A 24416-nucleotide genomic window follows, 5' to 3' on the forward strand; every position below is an offset into this window, starting at 1 on the left:
GCGCCGTGGCCGCGGGGTCGGTGCAGGTCGGCCGTCGTGAGCGGCAACGGTCGGCCATGGCGACCGTTGCCGCTCACGGGTCAGGCGCTCACGTGCGAGAGCAGGCGGATCTCGTCGTCGGTCAGCTTGAGGTCGAGCATCGGCAGCAGCTCGGCCAGCTGCGCGGTGGTGCGGGCGCTGGCGATCGGTGCGGCGACGGTCGGCTGCGCGGCGAGCCAGCCCAACGCCACCGACGCCACCGGGACGCCGTGTCCGGCCGCGATCTCGTCGAGCACGGTCAGGACGCGGCGGCCGCGGTCGTCGAGATAGGCCATGGCGCCCTCGGCGCGGACGCTGTCGACGTCGGCGCCGTCGCGGTACTTCCCGGTGAGGAAGCCCTTGGCCAGCGCGTAGTACGGCAGGCAGGAGATGTTCTCGGCCTGCAGCAGGGGAGCCAGCGACGCCTCGAAGTCGGCGCGCTCCATCAGGTTGTAGTGCGGCTGCAGCACCTCGTAGCGGGCCAGCCCGTCGCGCGCCGAGATCTCCAGCGCCGACCGCAGCCGCTCCGCGGTGAAGTTCGACGCCCCGAGCACCCGCACCTTGCCCGCCTTCACGAGGGTGTCGAAGGCGTCGAGCGTCTCCTCCTGCGCGACGGACTCGTCGTCGCTGTGCGCGTAGAGCAGGTCGATGTGGTCGGTGCGCAGCCGGCGCAGGCAGTCCTCCGCGGCCGCGGCGATGTTGGCCGCCGACAGGCCGGGCCTGCTCGGCAGGTTGCCGACCTTCGTCGCGACGACCATGCGGTCGCGGTTGCCGCGGGCGGCCATCCAGTTGCCGATGATCGTCTCGGACTCCCCGCCGGAGTTCCCCGGCTTGCGCCAGAAGTAGGAGTCGGCGGTGTCGACGAAGTCGCCGCCCGCCTCGGCGAATGCGTCGAGCACCGCGAACGACTCCGCCTCGTCGGCCGTCCAGCCGAACACGTTGCCGCCGAGGCAGAGCGGGGAGACATCCAGGTCACTGGATCCGAGCGTCGTCATGCTCCCAACGGTACGGGCCCGTCAGCGCGGCACGGTGTTGCCCTGCGGCCCCTCGGTGTGTGAGAGCCGCTTCGCGAAACAGTCGTCGGGAGCGAGTCCTTGCTGGTCGCACCAGGCGTTGGCGGCCTGGGGCGTCGGGAAGGACGTGCCGACGACCGTCACCCAGAACCCGCCGCGCCGGAAGCTGGTGTAGTCGTCGGACCGCAGCAGCAGCGCCTGCGGGAAACGGTCCCGGGAGGCGATGACGTCGGCGAGGACGGCCGCGTCGTCGAACGTCCGTCCGTCGACGACCAACCCCGGGGCCTTCGCCGAGATCTGAGGGATCCACTGCCCGACGAACGTCTCCACCCGGGACCTGTCCTGCGCGGCCTGCCGGGTCAGCGCGGCCACCGGGTCGGTGCCCGCGATCGGGCCGCGGGAGGGCGTCGTCCCGCTACCGGCGGTCGCGATCCCCGCCGCGCCGCTCGCGACCGCGTACGGCCTGCCCTCGACCGACCGGGTCGTCAGCGTGTCGCGCAGCAGGAAGACCACCAGCGCCGAGGCCAGGACCAGCAACGACGCGACGACCGCCGCGACGGCCGGCGCGGTCGCCCGCGGCGGGGGGCGGTCGTGCCGGGACGGGTCCGACGGCGCGGACGGGGCTGACGACACCGAGGTCCCTCCCGACGTTGAGCGGTTGGCAGTCTCATGGGTAGAGTGCCAGAGCACAGTGCGATCGGGGACGCCCCGGCACCCGCGACGGCGGGGCGCCCCGAACGGCTGTCAGTTGCCAATGTGAACGGGTCAGCAGTTCGTACCCCACGGAAGGGGAGGTCATCCAGTGGCGAACATCAAGCCGCTCGAGGACAAGATCGTCGTCCAGGCCAGCGAGGCGGAGACCACCACCGCCTCGGGCATCGTCATCCCGGACACCGCCAAGGAGAAGCCCCAGGAGGGCAAGGTCCTGGCCGTCGGCCCGGGTCGCATCGACGACAACGGTAACCGCGTGCCGCTCGACGTGGCCGTGGGCGACGTCGTCATCTACTCGAAGTACGGCGGCACCGAGGTGAAGTACAACGGCGAGGAGTACCTGATCCTCTCCGCGCGCGACGTCCTCGCGGTCGTCAACTGACACCACCCGGCTGATCTCCGGCCGCACCCTCCGCCCCGGCCGACCGTCGACCGACTCGTCGCCGGGGCGGAGGTGTGTGACGGGACGCCGTACGAGAAGAACATCCGAGAGAGGCGAAGATGCCGAAGCAGATCAGCTTCGACGAAGACACGCGCCGTGCACTCGAGCGTGGGGTGAACCAGCTCGCCGACGCGGTCAAGGTCACCCTCGGCCCGCGCGGCCGGCACGTGGTGATCGACAAGAAGTTCGGCGGCCCGACGGTGACCAACGACGGCGTGACCATCGCCCGCGAGGTCGACCTCGAGGACCCGTACGAGAACCTCGGCGCCCAGCTCGCCAAGACCGTCGCCACCAAGACCAACGACGTCGCGGGTGACGGCACCACCACCGCGACGGTGCTGGCGCAGGCGCTGGTCCGTGAGGGTCTGCGCAACGTCGCCGCCGGTGCGAACCCGACGGCGCTGGGCCGGGGCATCGCCGCGGCCGCCGAGAAGGTCGCGGAGTTCCTCAAGGACAAGGCCATCCAGGTCAACGGCGACGAGCACATCGCGCAGGTGGGCACCATCGCCTCGCGCGAGGAGACCATCGGCCAGCTGATCGCCCAGGCGTTCGGCAAGGTCGGCTCCGACGGCGTCGTCACCATCGAAGAGGGCTCGACGATGGCGACGGAGCTGGAGATCACCGAGGGTCTGCAGTTCGACAAGGGCTACCTCTCGCCGTACTTCGTCACCGACCCCGAGTCGATGGAGGCCGTGCTGGAGGACGCCTACGTCCTGCTGCACCGCGAGAAGATCAGCGCCATCGCCGACCTGCTCCCGCTGCTGGAGAAGGTCCTGGCCGACGGCAAGCCGCTGCTGATCGTGGCCGAGGACGTCGAGGGCGAGGCGCTGTCCACGCTCGTCGTCAACTCGATCCGCAAGACGGTCCGCGTCGCGGCGGTCAAGTCGCCGTTCTTCGGCGACCGCCGCAAGGCGTTCATGGACGACCTCGCCATCGCCACCGGCGGCACGGTCATCAACCCGGAGATCGGGCTCAAGCTGTCCGAGGCCGGGCTCGACGTCCTGGGCAAGGTCCGCCGCGCGGTCGTCACCAAGGACGCCACGACCCTCATCGAGGGTGCGGGCACCAAGGACGCGGTCGACAGCCGGATCGCCCAGATCAAGGGCGAGATCGAGGCGTCGGACTCCGACTGGGACCGCGAGAAGCTGCAGGAGCGGCTGGCCAAGCTGTCCGGCGGCGTCGCCGTCATCAAGGTCGGCGCGGCCACCGAGACCGAGCTCAAGGAGCGCAAGCACCGCATCGAGGACGCGGTGTCGGCGACCCGGGCCGCGGTCGAGGAGGGCATCGTCCCCGGCGGTGGTTCGGCGCTCGTCCAGGCCGCCAAGACGCTGGAGGACGGCATCGGCCTGGCCGGTGACGAGGCGACCGGTGTCGCCATCGTCCGCCGTGCGCTGTCGGCGCCGCTGTTCTGGATCGCCACCAACGGCGGTCTCGAGGGTGCGGTCGTCACCTCCAAGGTCGCCGAGCAGGACTGGGGTCAGGGCTTCAACGCCGCGACCCTGACCTACTCCGACCTGCTGGCCGACGGCGTCATCGACCCGGTGAAGGTGACCCGCTCCGCGGTCGTCAACGCCGCGTCGATCGCGCGGATGGTGCTCACCACCGAGAGCGCCGTCGTCGACAAGCCGGAGCCGCCGGCGCCCGCTGCCGCGGGTGGCCACGGCCACGGTCACGGGCACTGACGCTCCCGTAACCCGCAGTACGCCATACGCAGTACCGCCGAGGGCGGGTGCGAACCTCGTGTTCGCACCCGCCCTTGCGTCGTCGTGGCGCCCGGCCCGCGCCGATCCCGGCCCGGCGCCGCTACCGGACCGCGGTCTCCCGTGGCTGCCGGACGCTCCGCTCGCGGGCCTGCAGCACGTCCAGCCGGTCGGCTTCGGACAGCCCGCCCCACACGCCGTAGGGCTCCTGCACCGCGAGCGCGTGCCGGCGGCACTCCTCGACGACGGGGCACGTCCGGCACACCGCCTTCGCCCGCGCCTCCCTGTTGACCTTCGCCGGGCCACGCTCGCCCTCGGGATGGAAGAAGAACGCGCTGTCCATGCCGCGGCACGCGCCGCGCATCTGCCAGTCCCACGTCTCCGACACGGGGACGGGAAGCCGTCGGATATCCGCCACGACCCTCACCAGCCTGTCTGCTCGAACTTCGCCATCGCAGGCGACATACCCTCAGTCAATCGCGTCAAACCTGGTTCAACAAGAGAATTCGATGAGCGTCTCGGCTTGACCGGCGACCGGTCGCGCGGCGACGATTGCCCGATGTACGGCGACGCGGGGCCCGCGTCCGCCCATCCGGCGGGCCCGTCCCCAGGGGCGGCGACCGACGAGTTGTCCCTGCCCGTGGCCGCCGTCGCCCGCAGGCTCGGCGTCGCGCCGGCCACGCTGCGCACCTGGGCCCGCCGGTACGGGCTGGAACCGTCCGGGCACGTACCCGGGAGCCACCGCCGCTACACGACGACCGACCTCGCCCGCCTGCAGGTCATGCACCGCGCGCTCACCCACGGCAGCGGTCCGGCCGAGGCCGCGAGGCTGGCGCTGACGACACCCCTCGAGGCCCTCCCGACGGTGCCCGCGCCCCGCCCTGCGATGGCGCCCCGTCTCGACCTCGCGCCCGACCCGCACGTCCCGGCGAGGTCGTGGCCCGCCGCGACGGGGCTGCGGGAGGACACCGTCGCCGCCGAGCTCGACGACGACCGGCCGGGTCCGGCGGCGGGCCGGGGTGGCCGGGTGCTGCGGCTGCCGGGCGCGACACCCAGGGCGCGCGGGCTGGCCCGCGCGGCGTCGGCGATGGACGCCGAGGGGATCCGTGCGGTCCTCCTGGACTCCGTGACCGCCGACGGCCTCGTCGTGTCCTGGGACCAGGTCGCCCGCCCGGTGCTCGTCGCGGTCGCGCAGCGCTGGGAGTCGACCGGCCGCGGCGTCGAGATCGAACACCTGGTCAGCGACTGCGTCACGGCGGTGTTCAACGCCCGCGCCGTCCTCGCGCCGGCCCGGGCCGGGCTGCGCCCCGTGCTGCTGGCCGGCATGCCCCGCGAGCAGCACGTCCTGCCGCTGACGGTCCTCGCGGCCGTCCTGGCCGAGCGCGGGATCCCCTGCCGCCCGCTCGGCGCCGACCTCCCCGCCGATGCGCTCGCCGACGCGGTGCGCCGCACCGCCCCTGCGGCCGTCGTGCTGTGGTCGCAGGTCCCGGAGACAGCGGACGCGGACGTCGTGACCGGGCTGCCGCGCACCCGGCCCCGGCACCGCCTGCTCGTCGGCGGCGTCGGCTGGGACGAGACCCTGCTGCCGCCCGCGATCACCCGGCTGTCGACGCTGGTCGACGCGGCCGACCTGCTGACCCGGGTGGCGACGAGCTGACGGTGCCTGCCGCGCCGGCGGACGGTCCGTGGGAGATCGCGTTCGGTCCCCGTCCCGGCGCGACCGTCAGGGTCCCGTCCGACGCCGGTGCCGCCGACCGGTGGGCGGCCGCCGTCGCCCTGGGCGGGCAGGGCCGCTACGCCGCCGCGGCCATGTTGCTCGACGGGCTGCGCCGCGACCCCGCCGTCGCGCCCGTCGTGGCGGCGCACGCCGCGGTGACGCTCGCGTCGCACCGTCGCCAGCTCGGCGGGCACGCCGCGGCCCGGCGGCTCGACGCCGAGGCGCTCGCCCGGGCGGCCGCGGGGCCGCCGTCGGTCGTGGTGCCCGGAGGTCTGCTGACGGCCGCTGCTGCTCACGTCGACGCACTCGTCGGGCTGGCGGCCGACGCGCTGGGCACCGGAGACCTCGCAGGTGCCCGACGGCTCCTCGACCGGGCCGACGCCGAACTGTCCCGACGCCGGTGCCGGGAGGACGCCGCCGCCTGGCGGCTGCCGGTGCGCCTCGGCTGGGTCGCCGCGGAGCTGGCACTGGCGGGCGGCGACCCCGCTGCGGCGGTGCGGGCCGCGGCGGACGCCGATCGGCGGGCGAGCGGAGGCCGCTCGTCGCGTCACCGGGTGAAGTCGGCGATCGTGGCCGGCGTGTCGCGCGCGTCGTGGGAGCCCTCGACGGCGCCGGCGGCGTTGGTCGAGCTGGACGCCCTCGCGGCCGAGGCGACCCGCCTGGGACTGCTCCCGCTGCACTGGCCCGCGGCCCTCGCCGCCGCCGACCTCGCCGACCGCCCGGGGGTCGCGCAGGCCGCGTACGGCGCCCCGGAGGGAGGCCCCGAGGGGCCCCGCATCTGGGCCGATGCGCAGGGACCCGCGAGCCACGGTCGGGTTGCCTCACATCCCCCGGACGGCGGCGAACACCCCTCGACCCGCCGATCGTCGGGCTCTCCGGACGCCACTCGAACGGCCCTGCCGTCCGACCCGCCACGACAACCGCCGGTCGACCGTGACGCGGCCCGGAACGCAAACGATCGACATCGGAATCGTTCCTCCGATGCGCCGAACGGCACGGTGAGCGACGCGGCGCGCCGACGACACGCCGCGGCTCGCACGCTGAGCGTCCTCTACTCCCGATCGGACCCGACCGGCAGGCGCCTGATGGGGGAGTCGGCGTGGATTCCGGGGTGGCACGCGGTAACCTGATTACTCCGTTCGGACGTTCGTCACCCACATGACGAGTGCCACTCGGCGAAACGCGCTCGAATGGAGGGCACAAACTCGCCCTGATCGTGTCAAGGTGAGGCTGTCACCCGCCGATGCGGAGGGTGACACATCACCCGGCTGCAGGAAGCTGCAGGAAGGAATCGTCGTGACGACGGTACTCATCTGCGACGATCGTCGCAGCGTCCGCGAAGGTCTGACCCGCGTGATGTCCGCGGTGCCGGGGGTGCACCGGATCGACTGTGTGGCCCATGGCGACGAGCTGCTGGCCCGGTTCTCCCGGCAGCCCGTGGACGTCGTACTGGTCGGGACCCAGCGTGCGGTTCCCACCGGCGTGGAGGCGACGCGACGGCTCGTCGCGGCCCACCCGCAGGCCAACGTGATCGTCTTCGGCGCCCCCGACGACGCGGGCAGCATCGCTGCCGCCATCGCGGGCGGTGCGCGCGGCTACCTCCGCTGGGACGCATCGCGCCCCGAGCTGGTGGCCGCGCTCGCCCACACGCTCGCCAGCACCGCGGTGCCGACGCCGCGTACCCCGGCCGACCCGGGGGTGCAGCTCACCGAGCGCGAGCTCCAGGTGCTGCGCGGCATGAGCCAGGGCAAGAGCAACGGCCAGATCGGCCGCGAGCTCTACCTGTCGGAGGACACGGTCAAGACGCACGCGCGGCGGCTGTTCCGCAAGCTCGGCGTCCGCGACCGTGCCCAGGCCGTCGCCCACGGCTTCCGCCGCGGTCTGGTGTCCTGAACCCTCGTCGCCCGACGGCGACCGCCCGGCTCCCCCTTGCCGGGCACGGGTCGAGTGCCGCCCCGAACCGGCACCCGGCCTCGCACGCCCCCGTCCCGCACGGGTTGCTCCCCGACGACGTCCCGCGCCCGGCCCGAGCTCCTGCCCCAGAGGGCTCGACCCGGCGCGGCAGGCGTCCCCCGGTTCGTCCTGGCGCCGGCCCGCTCCCCGCTTGCCGGCGCCTCCGGATCTGGCAGCCGGCCTCGCACGCCCCCGTCCCGCACGGGTTGCTTCCCGGCGACGTCCCGCGCCCGCCCCGAGCTCCCGTCCCAGAGGGCTCGACGCGGTGCGGTAGGCGTCCCGCGGTTCGTGCCGGGCACCGGCCCGCTCCCGCTCCCCGGAGCCGTCGACGACCGTCTCCCGGTGCCGCCGCCCGCTCGGACGTCCGCTGCCCGCTGCGGCCGCCGCCCGCGCGCGACCGGGGCCCGCGCCCGCTCTGTCGGCGACGCGCCGCCGCGCGCCCGGTACCTCGACCGTCGGTCCGTCGGGTCGGCGCGCGCGCCCGGTTGCCGAGGTCGCTGCGACGTCACTGCCTCGTCCCGTCGCGCGCCGCGCACCCGGCCCGTCCGGGCGCCCGCGCGACCGGGGTCGACGCCGTTGCCGCGCCGCTCGCTCGGCGACGGGCGCGGCACGTGTCCTCGGCGTCCCGCGCGGCTCGCGCGCGAATCGAGGTCACCGCCGGCTCGCTCGGTGACGCGCCGTCGCGGCCCGCGTGCCTCGGCCGCCGGCCCTCCCGCGTCCGACGGGCCGGCGTTCCCGGCTGCGCCGCCCGTCCCGCCGCGTCCGGCCTGCCGCCGCGGTGCCCACTGCTCAGGACCTGCCCGGCCGTCGACGGGCTCTCACGATGGCCCGTTCGGCCGATCCCGTACCGGCGTCCGGCTCAGCTCGGCCGTCCGGGTCCTTCCCGTTCTGATGCGTGACCTCTACCCGCGGTCACTCGTTCCCACGATCGAGGCCTTGTCCGCGCCCGCGGCCCGGCCTTCGCTACCGTGTTCGGTGTCGAGGACTGATTGCGACACTCTCCGTAGTCGTTCTTGCCGAACGGATGATGTCGACCATGTTGCGTAACACCCGGAGCACGGCCTGCGATGAGTGAACCGACAGACGTTCTCGACGAACTCGTGGCATCTGCGATGGCAGGTGACCGGCGAGCAGAGGGTGTGCTGGCCATCATCCGGCCGCTGGTCGTCCGGTACTGCCGGGCGCGGCTCGGTCGGGTGGACCGATCGTCCGTCTCGGCGGACGACGTCGCGCAGGAGGTGTGTCTGGCCGTGCTGACGGCCTTGCCCGGCTATCGGGTCCAAGGGCGGCCCTTCCTCGCCTTCGTCTACGGCATCGCGTCACACAAGGTGATCGACGCCCACCGAGCCGCCACCCGCAACCGATCCGAACCCGTCGCCGACGTGCCCGACGCGGTCGAGGTCGCCGACGGCCCGGAGCAGCGCGCGCTGCGCGTCGAGCTCTCGGGCGAGATGGGCAGGCTGCTCGAACAGCTGCCCGAGAAACAACGGGAGATCCTCGTGCTGAGGGTCGTCGTCGGGTTGTCCGCGGAGGAGACGGCCGAGGCCGTCGGATCCACACCGGGCGCCGTCCGCGTCGCCCAACACCGTGCACTCGCCAGACTGCGCAAGTCGATGCCCGAGGAGGAGGTGGTCTAGATGAGCGATCGTGAGGAGAACGGTCCCGACGAGGCCCCCCGCCGAGGGCGTCACCGTCGGCCCGAGGGCGCCGGGCCCGACGGCCCCAACCCGTGGTTCGTCCCGCAGGACGCCTGGAACCCGGGCCCGCCCCCGTCCGGCTGGCAGCAGCCGCCGCCCGGCGGACGGCCCGTGAACGGTCGGCCCCATGGCGTCGGTCCCGTCGACGGGCCGCGCGCCGACGGCCGCCCGCCGAACGGCCGCTCGCTCGACGCCCACGCCGGGGACGGCCACCGGGTCAACGGTCACGAGATCAACGGCCAGCACGTCAACGGCCGTGAGTTCGACGGCCACCAGCAGGTCAACGGTCAGCAGGTCAACGGCACGCCGGGTGAGAGCGGTGCGGCACCCCTGGTGCCGCCGAGGTTGCTGCGGCCGGCCGCGGCGATCCTGACCGGCGCGGCGGGCGAGGACGCCCCGGACCTGCTCGCCGTCCAGTCCGACGACGCCCTGCTCGACGCGCTGGCGCGTGGTCACTCCGGCGGCGGCGGTGGCGGGGACGACGACCGCATCGCGGAGATGCTCGCCGCCTGGAAGGCCGAGGTCGACGCGGAGCCGATCCCCGAGCTCGTCGACGTCGACACCGCGCTCGCGACGATCATGGCCGTCACCGGCGGCCCGGTCGACGTGCCGACGACGCAGTTCGAGGCGGTCCGGCCCGAGCCCGCCGCAGGCACCGACGACGGTGGCGAGGGCGTCGTCACCCCGATGCGGGGCCGCAGGCGCTCCGGCAAGCGTGCCCGTCATCTCGCCCCGCTCGCGGGCGCCGCGGCGCTGATCATCGTCGCCGTCACCGGCGTCTCGATCGGGGCGGGCGACGCGCAGCCCGGCGACACGCTCTTCGGGGTCACGCAGGTCCTCTACAAGGAGACCGCGCAGTCGCGGCAGGCGGCCGTCGACGCGCAGGCCGGCCTCGTCCAGGTCAAGCAGGCCCTCGCCCAGGGCGACACGAGCGCCGCCGCGCAGCAGCTGACCCAGGTCGAGCAGCTGATGGCCAAGGTCAAGCCCGAGGACGGCGCACCGTCGCTGGAGGCCAACCAGAAGTTCCTGTCGGCCAAGCTGCAGGAGACCCCCGCCGGCCAGAAGGCCGACCCGGAGGCCCCGCTGCGCGACGGCACCCCGGCCCCCGCGCCGCCGACGATCCCGGGGAAGCCCAGCCAGCCGACGGAGCCGTCGGCGCCCGCCGGTTCCGTGACGCCGACCCCGACGCCGCCCCCGACCTCGACGACGACCCAGCCGCCCGAGACGACCTCGTCGCCGACCTCGTCGTCCGCACCGACGTCCGGCACTCCCAAGCCGACGTCGGAGGGCAAGCCCGATCCGTCGTCCACCACCTCGGGCATGGGGACGACGACCACCGGCTCCGAGCCGGTGACGCAACCGAGCTGAGCGCGCGGCGCGTCGGGGAACCGCTCAGCCGTCGCCGATCACGGCGTCGGCGTAGCCGCGGCAGTACTCCCAGGTCACGTAGTCGGCCGGGTCGGGGTCGAAGGCGGGCTCGTGCGGGCGCATCTGGCCCTCCTCGAGCAGCTGCTGCAGGCTGGCGCGCAGCAGGCTCCACTCGTGGAAGTGCTGCTCGCCGCAGTCGCCGCAGTCGACGACGATGCCGCGCACCCCGCGACCCTCGAGCAGGGCCTGGTAGACGGCCAGATCGGCCAGGTCCGCCACGACCTCCTCGCGCTCCTCGTCGCTCAGGTCGTCGCGCTCGTCGGCCGGCCCGTCCAACGACAGGGCGGGATCGTGCGGATCGCCCGCGAAGGGATCCGGTGGCATCGCCTCGGCCGACACGCCCACACCGTACCCTTCCGCGACCCGCCGCGTGTCGTCGGTGGAGCAGCGTCACGACGTGCGTGACCTGTGTGGGTGTGGGCCCGGACTCGCCGGCTCGGCCCGGTCGACGGCCACGGATACCATGGGGGAGGGCGGCGCCCGGGCCGTCCGCCGAGCTGACCGGTGAGGGGCTGAAGGCCTGCGATGACCACTGAGACCACCGGACTGCCGCCGAAGTTCGCGATGCTGGGTCTCACGTTCGACGACGTGTTGCTGCTGCCCGCGGAGTCCGACGTGATCCCGAGCTCTGCCGACACGAGCACCCAGGTGACCAGGCGTGTCCGGATCCAGGTGCCCGTCGTGTCGTCGCCGATGGACACCGTGACCGAGTCGCGGATGGCGATCGCGATGGCCCGCGCAGGCGGGCTGGGGGTGCTGCATCGCAACCTGTCGCCCGACGAGCAGGCCGCACAGGTCGAGGTCGTGAAGCGGTCGGAGGCGGGGATGGTCACCGACCCCGTCACCTGCTCGCCCGACGCCACCCTCGCCGAGGTCGACGCCCTCTGCGCGAAGTACCGCATCTCGGGCGTGCCCGTCGCCGACGCCGACGGCAAGCTCGTCGGCATCATCACCAACCGCGACATGCGCTTCGAGGTCGACCACGGCAGGCCCGTCCACGAGGTGATGACGCCGGCCCCGCTGGTCACCGCCCGCGTCGGCGTCACCGCGGAGGCGGCGCTGGGCCTGCTGCGCCGGCACAAGCTGGAGAAGCTGCCGATCATCGACGGCGACGGCATCCTGCGCGGCCTCATCACGATCAAGGACTTCAACAAGACCGAGAAGTACCCGCTCGCGACGAAGGACCCCGACGGCAGGCTCGTCGTCGCGGCGGCCGTCGGCGTGGGTGAGGACGCGTACGCCCGTGCGATGCAGCTGGTCGAGGCGGGTGTCGACGTGCTGATGGTCGACACCGCGCACGGCCATTCGCGGCGAGTGCTCGAGACCGTCGCCAAGCTCCGCGCCGAGGTGGGCGAGGGGGTCGACGTCGTCGGGGGCAACGTCGCGACCCGCGCCGGTGCGCAGGCGCTCGTCGAGGCCGGTGCCGACGCGGTCAAGGTCGGCGTCGGGCCGGGCTCGATCTGCACGACGCGCGTGGTCGCGGGCGTCGGCGCCCCCCAGATCACGGCCATCTACGAGGCCGCGCAGGCCTGCGCCGCCGCGGGCGTCCCCGTGATCGGCGACGGCGGCATCCAGTACTCCGGCGACATCGCCAAGGCGATCGCCGCCGGCGCGTCGAGCGTCATGCTGGGCAGCCTGCTGGCCGGTACCGCGGAGTCCCCCGGCGAGCTGATCCTCGTCGGCGGCAAGCAGTACAAGACCTACCGCGGCATGGGCTCGCTGGGTGCGATGCAGTCGCGCGGCCCGGCCAAGTCGTACTCGAAGGACCGCTACGCGCAGGACGACGTGCTGAGTGAGGACAAGCTCGTCCCCGAGGGCATCGAGGGCCGCATCCCGTTCCGCGGGCCGCTGTCGCTCGTGGTGCACCAGCTCGTCGGCGGACTGCGGTCCGGGATGGGCTACGCGGGTGCGCAGACGATTCCCGAGCTCCAGCAGGCCCAGCTCGTCCGGATCACCGCGGCCGGCCTCAAGGAGAGCCACCCGCACGACATCACGATGACGGTCGAGGCGCCGAACTACGCGTCGAGGTAGCACGAGGGGTCTCCGCCGGCGATCGCGGCTCCGACCGGCCGCGCGCCGGCCCGATCACCGAGCCCATCGACGGCGCCCTCTCGCACACCCCCTACGCTGGTCACCCGTGCGTGACCTCGTGGAGATCGGGATGGGCCGGACGGCCCGTCGCAGCTACGACCTGCAGCAGATCGAGATCGTCCCGTCGCGGCGGACGCGGAGCTCGAAGGAGGTCTCGCTCGGCTGGCAGCTCGACGCGTACCGCTTCGACATCCCGCTCGTGACGCATCCGACCGACGCGGTCGTCTCGCCCGCCAGCGCGGTGCGGATCGGGCAGCTCGGCGGCCTGCCGGTGCTCAACTCCGAGGGCCTGTGGGCCCGGCACGGCGACGCGGAGGCCGCGCTCGCCCGCATCGTCGACGTCGCCGACAGCGGCGACGAGGCCGCCGTGATCCGGTTGCTGCAGGAGCTGCACGCCGCCCCGATCCAGCCCGACCTGCTCACCGACGCGCTCAAGACCATCCGCGAGGCGGGCGTGACGGTCGCCGTCCGGGTGAGCCCGCAGCGCGCCCGGGAGATCACGCCGACGCTCCTGGCCGGCGGGGTGGAGATCCTGGTCGTGCAGGGCACGATCATCTCCGCCGAGCACGTCTCCCAGGGCGAACCGCTCAACCTCGGCGACTTCATCAAGGGCCTCGACGTCCCCGTCGTCGCCGGCGGCGTGGGCGACTACCGCACCGCGATGCACCTGATGCGCACCGGCGCGGCGGGCGTGATCGTCGGGTACGGCGAGTCCGCCGGGACGACCACCGACTCGGTGCTGGGCATCGGCGTCCCCATGGCGACGGCGATCGTCGACGCCGCCGCGGCCCGCCGGGACTACCTCGACGAGACCGGCGGCCGCTACGTCCACGTCATCGCCGACGGCGGGATGGTGGGCTCGGGCGACATGGCGAAGGCCATCGCCTGCGGCGCCGACGCCGTCATGCTCGGCGAGTCGCTCGCGGCCTCGGTCGAGTCGCCCGCGGGCGGGCTGTACTGGACCTCGGCCGCCGCGCACCCCTCCCTGCCGCGCTCGGAGATCACCGTGCAGGACACCGGGGACCGCACGCTCGAGCAGGTGCTGTTCGGCCCGTCCGACAGCCCCTACGGCGACGTCGCGCTGTTCACCGCACTGCGCCGGGCCATGGCCAAGACCGGCTACTCCGACCTCAAGGAGTTCCAGAAGGCGGGCCTGACGGTCCGCGGCTGAATCGGCAGGTCCGTCGGTACTATTCTGGTACCGTTGAGGCTGTGGCGATCAACGTGCGGTTCACGGACGACGAGCTCGCGGCGCTGCGTGCCCAGGCCGAGGTCGAGCAGCGTTCGATGGACGCCGTCGCCCGGGACGCCGTCCGCCAGTACATCGAGCGGCGGGCTCATCACGACTCGGTCGCTGAGGCTCTCGCGGTCCTCGGCCCGCGTCGCCGTGATCTGATGCGTCGGCTCGGCAGCGCGTGACGAGCGTAGATGCATGACGCAGTACCTGACGCTGGAGTCGTTGCTCCAGGTCGCCGCTGAGGCGGTCGAGGGCGGCGTCGAGGTGCGCGACTACGGACTCCTGGAGTCCTCCCTGGCTCGTCCGCGCAGCACCGTGTTCGGCGCGGACGCCTACCCGGACGTGTGGGACAAGGCGGCCGCCCTGCTGCACTCGCTCGGCGGCAACCACGGCCTCGGCGACGGGAACAAGCGCCTGGGCTGGCTTGCGACGGAGACGTTCCTGTGGATCAACGGATGGGCCGTGACGGCCGCCGACGATCCGGTGTTCGACCTCGTGATCGAGATCGCGGACGGCACTGTCGACACGGTCGCCGAGATCGCCGAACGGCTGCGTCGGATGACCGCACCACGCTGACGGCCTGGGATCGGGTGCCTACGGCGACGATCGCGTCGCTGCAGGCACCGGATCAGGAGCCCTCGACCAGGGCGGCGAGGTTGGCCAGGGCCATCCGGGTCCCGGCCTCGTCGTCGGCGGGGGAGACGGCGTCGGGCATGCCCTCGTGGACGATCGTGACCTCGGTGCCGCCGTCGGCGTCGGCGAGCGTCGTCGTCTGCGTCAGCGTGCCGGCCAGGGCCGGGTCGTCGGACTCGAACTCCAGCGTCTCGACGATCTCCTGCTCGGCGCGCAGCGTCGTGAAGACGCCGTGGTAGGTGTCGGTGTGCGCGCTGGTCTTGCCGAGGGCGTCGGGGTCGGAGTAGGTCAGCGAGACCCGGAACCGGCCGCCCTCGCGCGCGTCGAACTCGTGCACCTCGCAGCGCATCCCGTCGGGGACGCGCCACCGCGCGATGGCGTCGGCGTCGACGAGCGCCTGCCACACGACGGCTCGCGGGGCCCGGACCAGCAACGACACGCGCGTCGAGTACATGGGCCCGACTCTAGGGGCCCGACTCTGGGGGCCAGACCCCAGAGGCCGGGGTCGGCGACCCGGCCCCGCGCTCCCGGCCGTGCGGGGACCGGACGGCCCGCAGCCGTCAGCACGTGATCCGGGCCGGGGCGGCGGGCGACGACCTCGTCGAGCGGCACTGCCGCCGGCACCGGTCGTCGGGCACCCCGCGCCGCGGGTCGCCGCCCCCAGGGTGGTCGGGGCCACGAACTATCCTCGAGACGTGCAGCAGCCGACCGTCCTCGTCGTCGACTACGGGGCGCAGTACGCCCAACTCATCGCCCGCCGGGTGCGTGAGGCGCAGGTGTACTCCGAGATCGTGCCCTCCGACACGCCGGTCGCCGAGATCGTCGCCCGCAAGCCCGTCGCGCTGATCCTGTCCGGCGGGCCCGCGAGCGTGTACGCCGACGGTGCGCCGGAGATCGACCCCGCGTTGTTCGCCGCGGGCATCCCGGTGCTCGGGCTCTGCTACGGCTTCCAGGCGATGGCCAAGGCGCTGGGCGGGGAGGTCGCACCCGACGGCACCCGCGAGTACGGCCGCACCGAGCTGTGCCTGACGTCGACGGCCGGTGCGTTGCACGACGGTCTGCCCGCGCGGCACCCGGTGTGGATGAGCCACGGCGACTCGGTGGTGCGTGCGCCGGAGGGCTTCACGGTGACGGCGTCGTCGGACCGGGTCGCGGTCGCGGCGTTCGAGGACACCGAGCGCCGGCTGGCCGGCGTGCAGTACCACCCGGAGGTCGGGCACAGCCCGCACGGCCAGGAGGTGTTGCGGCGCTTCCTGCACCAGGTCGCGGGGCTGACCCCGAGCTGGACGACGTCGTCGATCATCGACGACTCGGTCGCCGCGATCCGCGCCCAGGTGGGCGACGGGCACGCGGTGTGCGGGCTGTCGGGCGGGGTCGACTCCGCGGTCGCGGCGGCGTTGGTGCAGCGCGCGATCGGCGACCGGCTGACGTGTGTGTTCGTCGACCACGGGCTGCTGCGGGCGGGCGAGCGAGAGCAGGTCGAGCGCGACTTCGTGGCGGCCACCGGCGCGAAGCTGCACACCGTCGACGCGGCCGACCGCTTCCTCGGCGCCCTCGCGGGCGTCAGCGAGCCCGAGCAGAAGCGCAAGATCATCGGGCGGGAGTTCATCCGGGTCTTCGAGGCCGCGACGGCGGAGGTCGCCGAGGCCGAGCACGTCGGGTTCCTGGTGCAGGGCACGCTCTACCCGGACGTCGTCGAGTCCGGCGGCGGGACCGGGACGGCGACGATCAAGAGTCACCACAACGTCGGCGGCCTGCCCGACGACATCGAGTTCGCGCTGGTCGAGCCGCTGCGCACGTTGTTCAAGGACGAGGTGCGCAAGGTCGGCGCCGAGCTCGGGCTGCCGGAGACGATCGTCGGCCGCCAGCCGTTCCCGGGGCCGGGGCTGGGCATCCGGATCATCGGGGAGGTCACGGCCGACCGGCTGGCCACCCTGCGCGCCGCCGACGCCATCGCCCGCGAGGAGCTCACCGCCGCCGGGCTCGACAAGGAGATCTGGCAGTGCCCGGTCGTCCTGCTGGCCGACGTGCGCAGCGTCGGCGTCCAGGGCGACGGGCGCACCTACGGCCACCCGATCGTGCTGCGGCCGGTGTCGTCGGAGGACGCCATGACGGCCGACTGGACGCGCCTGCCCTACGACGTGCTCGAACGGATCTCCACCCGCATCACCAACGAGGTGGCCGAGGTCAACCGCGTCGTCCTCGACGTGACGAGCAAGCCGCCGGGCACGATCGAGTGGGAGTGACCCGCGGGGCCCGGCGCGCCCGGCCGGGGCGGACTGCATGATGTGGGCGTGAGCACCCCCACGGCACTCTCGCCGGAGATCCCCGGCCGGCTCGCGGACGCGTTGCGTTCGGGCCGGTTCGCCGTCACCGCGGAGGTCGCACCCCCGCGCGGGGCCGATCTCGGCCCCGTCCGCCGGGCCGCCGACCACCTCCGGGGCTGGGTCGACGCGGTCAACGTCACCGACAACGCCGGCGCCAACGTCCGCGTCTCCAGCCTCGCCGGCAGCCTCGCGTTGCTCGAGGCGGGCGTGGAGCCCGTCATGCAGATGACCTGCCGCGACCGCAACCGGATCGCGCTGCAGTCCGACCTGCTCGCGGCCTCCGCGCTCGGCGTCCCGAACCTCGTGCTGATGACCGGGGATCGCCCGGAGCAGGGCGACCATCCCGACGCGGCCGCGGTGTTCGACCTCGACTCGGGTGGGCTGATGGCCGCGGCCCGGTCGTTGCGCGACGAGGGCGTGCTGCTGTCGGGCCGGTCGGTCGATCCCGCGCCGCGCTGGCTGCTGGGTGCCGTCGACAGCCCGGGGCCGTCGGCCGACCGGTTCGCCCAGAAGGTCGACGGCGGCGCCCAGTTCGTGCAGACGCAGTTCGTGTTCGACGTCGACGCGTTCTCGGGCTGGCTGAGCCAGGTCCGCGACCGCGGCCTCGACGCCCGCTGCGGCGTCCTGGCCGGGGTGGGCCCGATCCGGTCGCTGCGGGCGCTGGAGTTCCTGTCGTCGATCCCCGGGGTGTCGGTGCCGGAGCAGCTCGAGCGTCGGCTGCGCGGCGTGCCGTCGGACAAGGTGGCCGCGGAGGGGGTCGCGGCGTGCGTCGACACGGTGCGCGAGCTGCGCGAGCTGCCCGGGGTCGCGGGGGTGCACGTGATGGTCGTGGGCGACGAGCGCGGGGTCCCGGAGATCCTCGAGGCGGCCGGGATGGCCCGGACGTCGTGAGTGGCGATGGTCGCCATGGCGACCATCGCCACTCACGGGCGGTCGTCCGTCCCCTTGTGATCCCACCGTCCCCCGAGGGCCGGATCACCCGGACGACCGGTCGGCGGCGCTCCCCAGCTCCGCCGTGGTCTCTCAGCTGCGGTTGCGCAGGCTGCCCGCGAGGAGCAGCACCCCGAGCAGGACGGCCGCGCCGGCGAGGAGCCAGCGGGCGTCGAACCCGGTGAACCAGAGGCTGTTCCCGGTCAGCGCGCTCCCCGCGACGCCGAGGCTCAGCAGCCCGACGACCAGGCACAGCAGGTCGGGGAACCGCCGCGCCGGGGTGCGGGTGGGGCGGCCGGTGGTCGTCCCCGTCGTCTCGTCAGCCACGATGCACCTCCACGTTGCCCAGACCCGCGTGCAGGTCGAGGACGATCGGCCGGCCGGACCGGATGCCGTCGGCACCCAGGTCGTCGACGACGTCGATGCGGGCGCTGCTGCCTCCGCTCTCGCGGTTGCCGAACTGCACGTGCCCGACGCCCGCATCGGCGTGGACGGTGACGTCGGCGTTCGCGGGCACCCACACCTCGAGGTTGCCCATGCCCACGTCGACCCGGGTCTCGACGGGCGGGACCGGTGGAGCCGGCGGGGCGGGCGGCGCCGGGACACCCGGGTCCTGCGGCAGCGCGGTGGCGCCGACGCCAGCGGGGACGGACAGGTCCAGCCCCCGCAGGTCGAGCTCGATGTTGCCCGCGGCCCGTTCGTAGGACGGCGCGAGCATGTCGACCGATACCGGTCGCACCTCGGTGTTGCCCACCCCGCCGCGCAGCGAGTCCGTCGGGACCTGCATGGCGCCCCACGTCAGCAGGCACATGATCAGGGCGAACGGGATGATGCCGCGACCGGCGCGGACGAACGCCCCGACGACCAGACCGGCGCCCAGGATGCCCAGGACGATCGCGAGGAGCGTCGGGAGCGACATCAGGTTCGTGCCGCCCAGCAGCAGGGCGCCCAGCACACCGCCGGTGACGAGCGCGACGGCCAGGGTGACGGCCGTGACCGGCGGTCGGCGTCGCGGCGCAGGCGGCTCGGGAGCAGGCTCCGGTGCCGGCTCTGGCAGGTCCCACGCGAACGGCGCGGCGCCCAGCGGGTCCCACGACGGCGGCGTCGGCTTCGGCTCGCCCGTCACCGGGTCGAGCTCGGTGGTCTCCTGCTCGGCGGTCGTGCCCTCCTTGCGGAGGTTCACCGTCTGCGGGTCGTGGGCCGCCGGGGCCGGTGCGTGCGGGCCCGCCACGCCGCGGCCGCCGCGCGAGCGGTGCAGCAGGAACAGCAGGCCGAGCGCGATGATCGCCGGCCAGATGATCCCGCCGTCGTGGCCGAAGATCGCGCCGGTCCCGACGACCGCTGCCACGATCAGGGCGATCAGGAGCCCGGGATGCGGGCGCTTGCCCGGCTTGGTGGCCGCGGCGGCGCCGTCGGTCGGGTCGTTCTCGTCGGCCTCCGGGAGCAGCACCCAGCCCGCGATGTAGAGGGCCGCGCCGATCCCGTAGAGGGCCGCCACCACGAACCCGACACGCACGAGCACCGGGTCGATGTCGTAACGCCGGGCGATGGCCGCCGCCACCCCCGCGACCTTGCGGTCGTGGCGAGGCCGCGCAGGGCGCGTCTCCCACATCTCCCGCAGCGTCGACTGCACATCCGTCCCGTTCATCGCTCTCCCTCGCCCCGCGGTCCCGGCGTGTCACGTGGACGCTGCGCCGGTCCGCTCGCAAGCTCGCTCATGGCTTCCCCCTCCATGGGCACCAGCCTCCCGCGTGGCGGGAGCGCGCCCATCCGGGACGACCCTGAGGTCCCCCGGAGGTCGTCCCCGATGCCCCGGGGCCGTCCTGCGTGTGACCATGGTGTCGTGAGTCAGCCAGCTGCGACCAGCGGCGCGCCCGCCGTCCCGGCGCGGGGCCCGTTGGAGCGACGCCGCTCGGGCCGGCTCGTCGCCGGTGTCGCGGGCGGCGTGGCCGACCACCTGGGCATCGACGTCATCTGGGTCCGGGCCGCCTTCGTCGTGCTCGCCGCCATCAACGGTGCGGGCGTCGTGGGTTACGGCCTGCTGTGGGTCTTCGTGCGCCAGGAGAGCGCCGACGTCCAGCGCGTCACGACCAGGCGGGAGCGCCAGCAGGCCATCGGCCTGGCCGCGCTGGGGCTGGGCGTCGGTCTGGTCGCGGCCGCGCTGGGGAACTCGGTGATCGGCTGGATCGTCGGACCCCTGGGCGTGGCCGCGCTGGGTGCGGCCGTCGTCTGGCGCGAGGCCGACGAGGCGCAGCGCCGCCGGTGGGCCGCGGGCGCGCGGTCGGGCGTGACCGGCGCGGCGGGCGGCGGCCGGACCGCCCTGATCCGGGTCGTCTCGGGCGCGCTGTTCGTCGCGCTGGGCATCGCGGTCTTCCTGATCGGCAACATCAACCTCGGCCAGGTGCAGTTCGGGCTGCTGGCCGTCGTCGCGACGATCGTCGGGGTCGCCGTGCTGACCGTCCCGTGGTGGGTGCGGCTGGCCCGCGACCTGGGCGAGGAGCGCCGGCAGCGCATCGTCGAGGCCGAGCGCGCCGAGATCGCCGCCCACCTGCACGACTCGGTGCTCCAGACCCTGGCGCTCATCCAGCGGCAGGCCGAGGAGCCGCGCGAGGTCCTGCGGCTGGCCCGCGGCCAGGAGCGCGAGCTGCGGCACTGGCTCTACGGCCCGCAGGGCTACGGGCGGGGCAGCAGCGGCGGCGGGGTCAAGGCGCCCGCACTCGACGAGGGGCTCGCCGAGGCGCTCACCAAGGCGGCGGCCGAGGTCGAGGACACCTACGCCCTCACCGTCAGCCCCGTGCTCGTCGGTGCCGACCGGCCCCTCGACCCGGACCTGCGCGCGCTCGTCCTCGCCGCGCGCGAGGCCATGGTGAACGCCGCCAAGCACGCAGGCGTCGACGAGATCAGCGTCTTCGTCGAGATCGAGCCCGACGAGGTCAACGTCTTCGTCCGCGACCGCGGCAAGGGCTTCGACCCCGACGACGTCCCCGCCGACCGGCACGGCGTCGCCGACTCGATCAAGGCGAGGATGGCCCGGCACGGCGGACGCGTACGGTTGCGCAGCACCCTCGGCGAGGGCACCGAGGTGCACCTCGCGATGGATCTGGCGACCGACCCGGCGACCGGCACGACGACAGGTGACGACGACGCTCCCGCGCCCGACGCGGCGCGGGAGGACGAGCAGGAGGCCCAGCCGTGAGCGACCCGCAGGACGCGGCCACCCCCGACGGCACGATCTCGGTGTTCCTCGTCGACGACCACGGGCTGTTCCGGGCCGGTGTGCGCGCGGAGCTCGACCGGGGCGTCCCCGACGTCGAGGTCGTCGGGGAGGCGGGGTCGGTCGACGAGGCCGTCGCCGCGATCCGGCACCTGCGGCCCGACGTCGTGCTGCTCGACGTGCACATGCCCGACGGCGGTGGCGCCGAGGTCCTGCGCCGGATCCGTCCGGAGTGCCCCGACGTCGTGTTCCTCGCGCTCAGCGTGTCCGACGCGGCGGAGGACGTCATCGCGGTCATCCGCGCAGGTGCGCGCGGGTACGTGACGAAGACGATCTCGGGCCGCGACCTCGCCGACGCCGTCCGCCGGGTCCACGGTGGCGACGCCGTCTTCTCCCCGCGGCTGGCCGGCTTCGTGCTCGACGTCTTCTCCGACCGGCCCGGCGCCGCCCCTCCCGGCGACCCGGAGCTCGACCTGCTCACCCGTCGTGAACGCGACGTCCTGCGGCTGCTGGCGCGCGGGTACGCCTACAAGGAGATCGCGGGCGAGCTGTTCATCTCGGTGAAGACCGTCGAGACCCACGTCTCTAGCGTGCTGCGCAAGACCCAGCTCTCCAACCGCTACGAGCTCTCCCGCTGGGCCTCGGACCGCAGGCTGGTCTGACCGACCCTGGCTGCTCCGGGGCCCGGCCGGCCTCGTGCGGTGCCACTCGCAAGGCGACCCGGGGCCGCCCCGGCTGGCGGTGGGTGATCATCGAAACCGGGACGTGGACGCGGTCGGTGGCGCTCATGTCCCGAGGATGGCGATCACTGCGTGGGCGGGTGTGTGGCAGAGGGTTCGTGCTGTCGTGCTGAGCCAGGTCGCGGTGATCGTCGAAAGCGGGATCAGAGCGCAGTCGGTGGCGTTCATGTCCCGGAGACGGCGATCCCCCTTGGGCGGAGGCAGGCGGGTGCAGGGGATTTGCCGGGTCAGGCCGTCCGGGCGGAGTGATCATCGAATAGGGGCCTGAGCGCGATCGGCGGCGCCCATGTCCCGGAGACGGCGATCATGACATGGGCGGGGCTATTGCGGGGGCAGGCGCTGGCGAGGCCGCCGGATCGCCGTGATCATCGAAGCAGGGACCTGAGCGCAGTCAACGGCGCTCATGTCGGAGATGGCGATCAGTGCATGGGCTTCGTGATCGGCCGGGCAGCCGGGCTGCAGTGATCATTGACGCAGGGACCTGGGCGCAGTCTGCTGCGCCCATGTCCCTGGAACCGCGATCACCGCATGTTCGGGCGTCTCGGCAGGGCCACGCGATCAGCCCGGCCGCCCGGCCGCGTGATCATCGAAACCGGGACGTGAGCGCAGCAGGTGGCGCCCATGTCCCGGAGACGGCGATCACCGCACAGGGAGGGCGGGTGGCCGGGCCCCGCGGAACCGGGCCGAGCACCGGGGATCGGCGGAACAGGGATGAGCGCAGTCGGTGCGCTCACTCCCTCCCTCGGCGATCACCGGGCGGGACACCGATCAGGTACAGGTCGCCGAGCAGGCGACCCGAGGTTCAGGGGGTCATCGACGACCGGTCAGGCCGCCGAGAAGCCCGCCGACGGTCTCACCAGCTCCCTCGACGACGCCCTGCGCGCCGCGCCCGACGGTCTCGACGACGGACTGCTGCGTGCCGCCCGCAGGTGCGGGGTTGGACGGCTTGAGCGCCGCGACGACGGGTGCGACCGGCGGCAGGACCTTCGTGACGGTGTCGGTGACCGGGGCGGCGAGCTCGAGGACGGGCTTGGTGACCGGCTCCGCTGCCTTCGTGACCAGGCCGCCCGCCGCGCCGACCGTCTTGCCGAGGCCCTTGCCCGCGCCGTCGACCGCGCCGGCGACGCGGTCGGTGACCGGCTTGAGCGGGGTCTGGCCGCCGACCTGCTCCACCACCTGGGAGACGGGGTGGGTGACGCTGTCGACCGTCTGCTCCAGGACCGGGTTGTTCTGCGGCGTGGTGACGTCGCTGGGTCGCGTCGAGCTGTTCCCGCCCGGGCCGCCCGTACCGCCGCCAACGCCGGGCGTGGTGGCGCCACCGGCACCCGGGGCGACGCCACCCGGGGCGCCCGTGCCGCCGCTGCCGAACAGGAGGCCGCCGGTGCCCCCGGCGCTGCCGCCCGTACCGCCACCGAACGCGGCGGCCTGCGGCGAGCCCGAGGGCAGTGAGGACGGGAACGCCACGTTCATCCATGACGTCGGAGCGCCGACACCCGCGTTCAGCGCGTTGCCTCCGCCGGAGGACGGCAGCGCCGCGGCGGCCCCGTCACCGGGGATGCCGCGGCCGGGGAAGCTGCCGTCGAGCTGGTCCTGAGCGGCCGAGGAGTTGGAGGCCGCGTCGGTGAGGACGGCGGCGCCGAGGACGCCGCCGATCGTGAGCATGGCGGCGGCTGCGGCCGTCGTCTTGCGCCGCCCGGCGGCGCGCTTCGCGGCGAGCTCGTCCGCGGACTTCTCCGCGCGGCTCGCCCGGGGCTTCAGGGGGCGGTCGAAGGAATGCGGGGCGCGGCCTTCGCGGCGGAGCAGGCTGCCGACGGAGACGTATTCGGGCTCGCGCGGTTCGGGAACGGCGGCCGGATCGGTGGTCACGTCGTCGTTGTCGGCGTCAGCCGCAGGAATGTTGCGCCGCAACAGCTCTCCGACAGAGACGAAGCTCGGCTCCTGACGAGAGCCACGACGCTGAGCGAACGCGACCACGATCTGTCGTCCTCCTTCGGGTGAAGTGACCCGACCACAATTACCGGACGCACAGAATGTTCACCAAGTGCTACTCGCCCGCTCATCGACAAGGCGCTGAAAGCGCGATTTCCGCTCACCGACTCCCGGCGACCGTTGAGCCGTTGGTCGCAGTCCGCAGTCGATCACTCACGCGCCCGGCGGTCGCTGCGAACGGCCAGGCAGTGGCGGACTCTGGACCGTTCGTCCCGCCGCCCCCTGGGTCGATCGGCACGATTCGCCGAGCGGTGCCTCCGAACGGCCGCCGTCGAGGGCGCCGAAAGGACCTTCCGCCCGAGGACCACCCGGTCGGGGGAGATCACGCGTCGCGACCGCTCGGACGGCCTGCGTGACCGTCGGTCTACTGCGAACGGCGCAACCGAGCGCGCGTGACGCCGCGCGCCCGATCCTGCGTGGCCGATCCCCTGCGGCCGATCCAGCGCAGCCGATCCCCCGGCCTGGCCGACCAGGGGCGGCCAATCCTGCTGAGTCGATCCCCGTGCGGCCGACCCCGTGCGGCCGCCGAACCCGTGCGGCCGCCGAACCCGTGCGGCCGCCGAACCCGTGCGGCCG

At 73.8% G+C, this 24416-nt stretch carries 23 protein-coding genes; 15 read left to right on the forward strand and 8 right to left on the reverse strand.

Annotation, left to right across the window (positions count from 1 at the left end):
- Positions 1-80: 80 nt before the first annotated feature.
- The gene (locus PSD17_RS29900) at positions 81-1013 is read right to left on the reverse strand and encodes an aldo/keto reductase (protein ID WP_013677401.1); all 933 of its coding nucleotides are present in this window, start codon (positions 1011-1013) and stop codon (positions 81-83) included.
- A gap of 21 nt (positions 1014-1034) precedes the next feature.
- The gene (locus tag PSD17_RS29905; RefSeq protein WP_339125767.1) at positions 1035-1664 is read right to left on the reverse strand and encodes a hypothetical protein; all 630 of its coding nucleotides are present in this window, start codon (positions 1662-1664) and stop codon (positions 1035-1037) included.
- Positions 1665-1833: 169 nt separating this feature from the next.
- On the opposite strand from PSD17_RS29905, the gene groES reads away from it, so the two are divergent.
- Together groES and groL are read left to right on the forward strand one after the other, a co-directional pair.
- A complete protein-coding gene (gene groES, locus PSD17_RS29910; protein ID WP_013677399.1) occupies positions 1834-2124 on the forward strand; it encodes a co-chaperone GroES in 291 nt (96 codons plus the stop codon).
- 119 nt (positions 2125-2243) lie between these two features.
- Positions 2244-3866, forward strand: coding sequence for a chaperonin GroEL (groL, locus tag PSD17_RS29915; protein ID WP_103381038.1), 1623 nt, complete (start codon positions 2244-2246; stop codon positions 3864-3866).
- 121 nt (positions 3867-3987) lie between these two features.
- Here the strand turns inward: groL and PSD17_RS29920 are convergent, their stop codons facing one another.
- Positions 3988-4302, reverse strand: coding sequence for a WhiB family transcriptional regulator (locus PSD17_RS29920; RefSeq protein ID WP_013677397.1), 315 nt, complete (start codon positions 4300-4302; stop codon positions 3988-3990).
- Between the two features lie 141 nt (positions 4303-4443).
- Here PSD17_RS29920 and PSD17_RS29925 point away from each other — a divergent pair, with 141 nt between their 5' ends.
- From PSD17_RS29925 to PSD17_RS29945, 5 genes are all read left to right on the forward strand, one after another.
- Positions 4444-5541, forward strand: coding sequence for a MerR family transcriptional regulator (locus PSD17_RS29925; RefSeq protein ID WP_013677396.1), 1098 nt, complete (start codon positions 4444-4446; stop codon positions 5539-5541).
- 2 nt (positions 5542-5543) lie between these two features.
- Positions 5544-6731, forward strand: a complete 1188-nt coding sequence (locus PSD17_RS29930) for a hypothetical protein (RefSeq protein WP_013677395.1) — start codon at positions 5544-5546, stop codon at positions 6729-6731.
- A 166-nt stretch (positions 6732-6897) separates the two neighbouring features.
- Positions 6898-7494 carry a response regulator transcription factor gene (locus PSD17_RS29935; RefSeq protein WP_013677394.1) on the forward strand — a complete coding sequence of 199 codons (597 nt, stop codon included), beginning with the start codon at positions 6898-6900 and terminating at the stop codon, positions 7492-7494.
- Positions 7495-8621: 1127 nt separating this feature from the next.
- Positions 8622-9191 (forward strand): sigma-70 family RNA polymerase sigma factor, encoded by a 570-nt coding sequence (locus PSD17_RS29940; protein ID WP_339125775.1) that lies wholly within the window; start codon positions 8622-8624, stop codon positions 9189-9191.
- Complete coding sequence (locus PSD17_RS29945) at positions 9192-10619, forward strand: anti-sigma-D factor RsdA (protein ID WP_339125777.1); 1428 nt, start codon at positions 9192-9194, stop codon at positions 10617-10619.
- 24 nt (positions 10620-10643) lie between these two features.
- On the opposite strand, the gene PSD17_RS29950 is transcribed toward PSD17_RS29945, so the two are convergent.
- The gene (locus tag PSD17_RS29950; protein WP_041762514.1) at positions 10644-11003 is read right to left on the reverse strand and encodes a DUF5319 domain-containing protein; all 360 of its coding nucleotides are present in this window, start codon (positions 11001-11003) and stop codon (positions 10644-10646) included.
- 201 nt (positions 11004-11204) lie between these two features.
- On the opposite strand from PSD17_RS29950, the gene guaB reads away from it, so the two are divergent.
- From guaB to PSD17_RS29970, 4 genes are all read left to right on the forward strand, one after another.
- Positions 11205-12710: an IMP dehydrogenase gene (gene guaB / locus PSD17_RS29955; RefSeq protein ID WP_013677390.1), complete on the forward strand. Its 1506-nt coding sequence runs from the start codon at positions 11205-11207 to the stop codon at positions 12708-12710.
- A 106-nt stretch (positions 12711-12816) separates the two neighbouring features.
- Positions 12817-13941, forward strand: coding sequence for a GuaB3 family IMP dehydrogenase-related protein (locus PSD17_RS29960; RefSeq protein WP_103381043.1), 1125 nt, complete (start codon positions 12817-12819; stop codon positions 13939-13941).
- Between the two features lie 41 nt (positions 13942-13982).
- Positions 13983-14189 carry a ribbon-helix-helix protein, CopG family gene (locus PSD17_RS29965; RefSeq protein ID WP_013677388.1) on the forward strand — a complete coding sequence of 69 codons (207 nt, stop codon included), beginning with the start codon at positions 13983-13985 and terminating at the stop codon, positions 14187-14189.
- Positions 14190-14202: 13 nt separating this feature from the next.
- On the forward strand, positions 14203-14583 hold the full coding sequence (locus PSD17_RS29970; RefSeq protein WP_013677387.1) for a type II toxin-antitoxin system death-on-curing family toxin: 381 nt from the start codon (positions 14203-14205) through the stop codon (positions 14581-14583).
- A gap of 52 nt (positions 14584-14635) precedes the next feature.
- Here PSD17_RS29970 and PSD17_RS29975 read toward each other — a convergent pair whose 3' ends face one another.
- Complete coding sequence (locus tag PSD17_RS29975; RefSeq protein WP_013677386.1) at positions 14636-15094, reverse strand: SRPBCC domain-containing protein; 459 nt, start codon at positions 15092-15094, stop codon at positions 14636-14638.
- A gap of 241 nt (positions 15095-15335) precedes the next feature.
- Between PSD17_RS29975 and guaA the strand changes: the two genes are divergently transcribed.
- The gene (gene guaA, locus PSD17_RS29980; protein ID WP_041760028.1) at positions 15336-16886 is read left to right on the forward strand and encodes a glutamine-hydrolyzing GMP synthase; all 1551 of its coding nucleotides are present in this window, start codon (positions 15336-15338) and stop codon (positions 16884-16886) included.
- A 48-nt stretch (positions 16887-16934) separates the two neighbouring features.
- Positions 16935-17858, forward strand: coding sequence for a methylenetetrahydrofolate reductase (locus PSD17_RS29985; RefSeq protein WP_233899174.1), 924 nt, complete (start codon positions 16935-16937; stop codon positions 17856-17858).
- Between the two features lie 132 nt (positions 17859-17990).
- Here the strand turns inward: PSD17_RS29985 and PSD17_RS29990 are convergent, their stop codons facing one another.
- Together PSD17_RS29990 and PSD17_RS29995 are read right to left on the reverse strand one after the other, a co-directional pair.
- The gene (locus PSD17_RS29990; protein ID WP_013677383.1) at positions 17991-18224 is read right to left on the reverse strand and encodes a hypothetical protein; all 234 of its coding nucleotides are present in this window, start codon (positions 18222-18224) and stop codon (positions 17991-17993) included.
- On the reverse strand, positions 18217-19545 hold the full coding sequence (locus PSD17_RS29995) for a PspC domain-containing protein (protein ID WP_013677382.1): 1329 nt from the start codon (positions 19543-19545) through the stop codon (positions 18217-18219). The genes PSD17_RS29990 and PSD17_RS29995 overlap by 8 nt, the downstream gene beginning before the upstream one ends.
- A 159-nt stretch (positions 19546-19704) precedes the next feature.
- Here PSD17_RS29995 and PSD17_RS30000 point away from each other — a divergent pair, with 159 nt between their 5' ends.
- Together PSD17_RS30000 and PSD17_RS30005 are read left to right on the forward strand one after the other, a co-directional pair.
- Complete coding sequence (locus tag PSD17_RS30000) at positions 19705-21093, forward strand: PspC domain-containing protein (protein WP_339125786.1); 1389 nt, start codon at positions 19705-19707, stop codon at positions 21091-21093.
- Positions 21090-21773 carry a response regulator gene (locus PSD17_RS30005; protein WP_013677380.1) on the forward strand — a complete coding sequence of 228 codons (684 nt, stop codon included), beginning with the start codon at positions 21090-21092 and terminating at the stop codon, positions 21771-21773. The genes PSD17_RS30000 and PSD17_RS30005 overlap by 4 nt, the downstream gene beginning before the upstream one ends.
- Positions 21774-22661: 888 nt before the next feature.
- Here PSD17_RS30005 and PSD17_RS30010 read toward each other — a convergent pair.
- Positions 22662-23717, reverse strand: a complete 1056-nt coding sequence (locus PSD17_RS30010) for a hypothetical protein (protein ID WP_041760027.1) — start codon at positions 23715-23717, stop codon at positions 22662-22664.
- Positions 23718-24416: the final 699 nt, after the last annotated feature.

It is taken from the genome of Pseudonocardia sp. D17, assembly GCF_036984265.1.
In the GTDB taxonomy this organism is placed as follows: domain Bacteria; phylum Actinomycetota; class Actinomycetes; order Mycobacteriales; family Pseudonocardiaceae; genus Pseudonocardia; species Pseudonocardia benzenivorans.

Coding starts and splice junctions, on each gene's coding strand:
- PSD17_RS29900 (WP_013677401.1), bottom strand. CDS start 1,013: ATGACGACGCTCGGATCCAGTGACCTGGATGTCTCCCCGCTCTGCCTC.
- groL (WP_103381038.1), top strand. CDS start 2,244: ATGCCGAAGCAGATCAGCTTCGACGAAGACACGCGCCGTGCACTCGAG.
- PSD17_RS29925 (WP_013677396.1), top strand. CDS start 4,444: ATGTACGGCGACGCGGGGCCCGCGTCCGCCCATCCGGCGGGCCCGTCC.
- PSD17_RS29940 (WP_339125775.1), top strand. CDS start 8,622: ATGAGTGAACCGACAGACGTTCTCGACGAACTCGTGGCATCTGCGATG.
- PSD17_RS29945 (WP_339125777.1), top strand. CDS start 9,192: ATGAGCGATCGTGAGGAGAACGGTCCCGACGAGGCCCCCCGCCGAGGG.
- PSD17_RS29950 (WP_041762514.1), bottom strand. CDS start 11,003: ATGCCACCGGATCCCTTCGCGGGCGATCCGCACGATCCCGCCCTGTCG.
- guaB (WP_013677390.1), top strand. CDS start 11,205: ATGACCACTGAGACCACCGGACTGCCGCCGAAGTTCGCGATGCTGGGT.
- PSD17_RS29970 (WP_013677387.1), top strand. CDS start 14,203: ATGACGCAGTACCTGACGCTGGAGTCGTTGCTCCAGGTCGCCGCTGAG.
- PSD17_RS29975 (WP_013677386.1), bottom strand. CDS start 15,094: ATGTACTCGACGCGCGTGTCGTTGCTGGTCCGGGCCCCGCGAGCCGTC.
- PSD17_RS29995 (WP_013677382.1), bottom strand. CDS start 19,545: ATGAACGGGACGGATGTGCAGTCGACGCTGCGGGAGATGTGGGAGACG.
- PSD17_RS30000 (WP_339125786.1), top strand. CDS start 19,705: ATGCCCCGGGGCCGTCCTGCGTGTGACCATGGTGTCGTGAGTCAGCCA.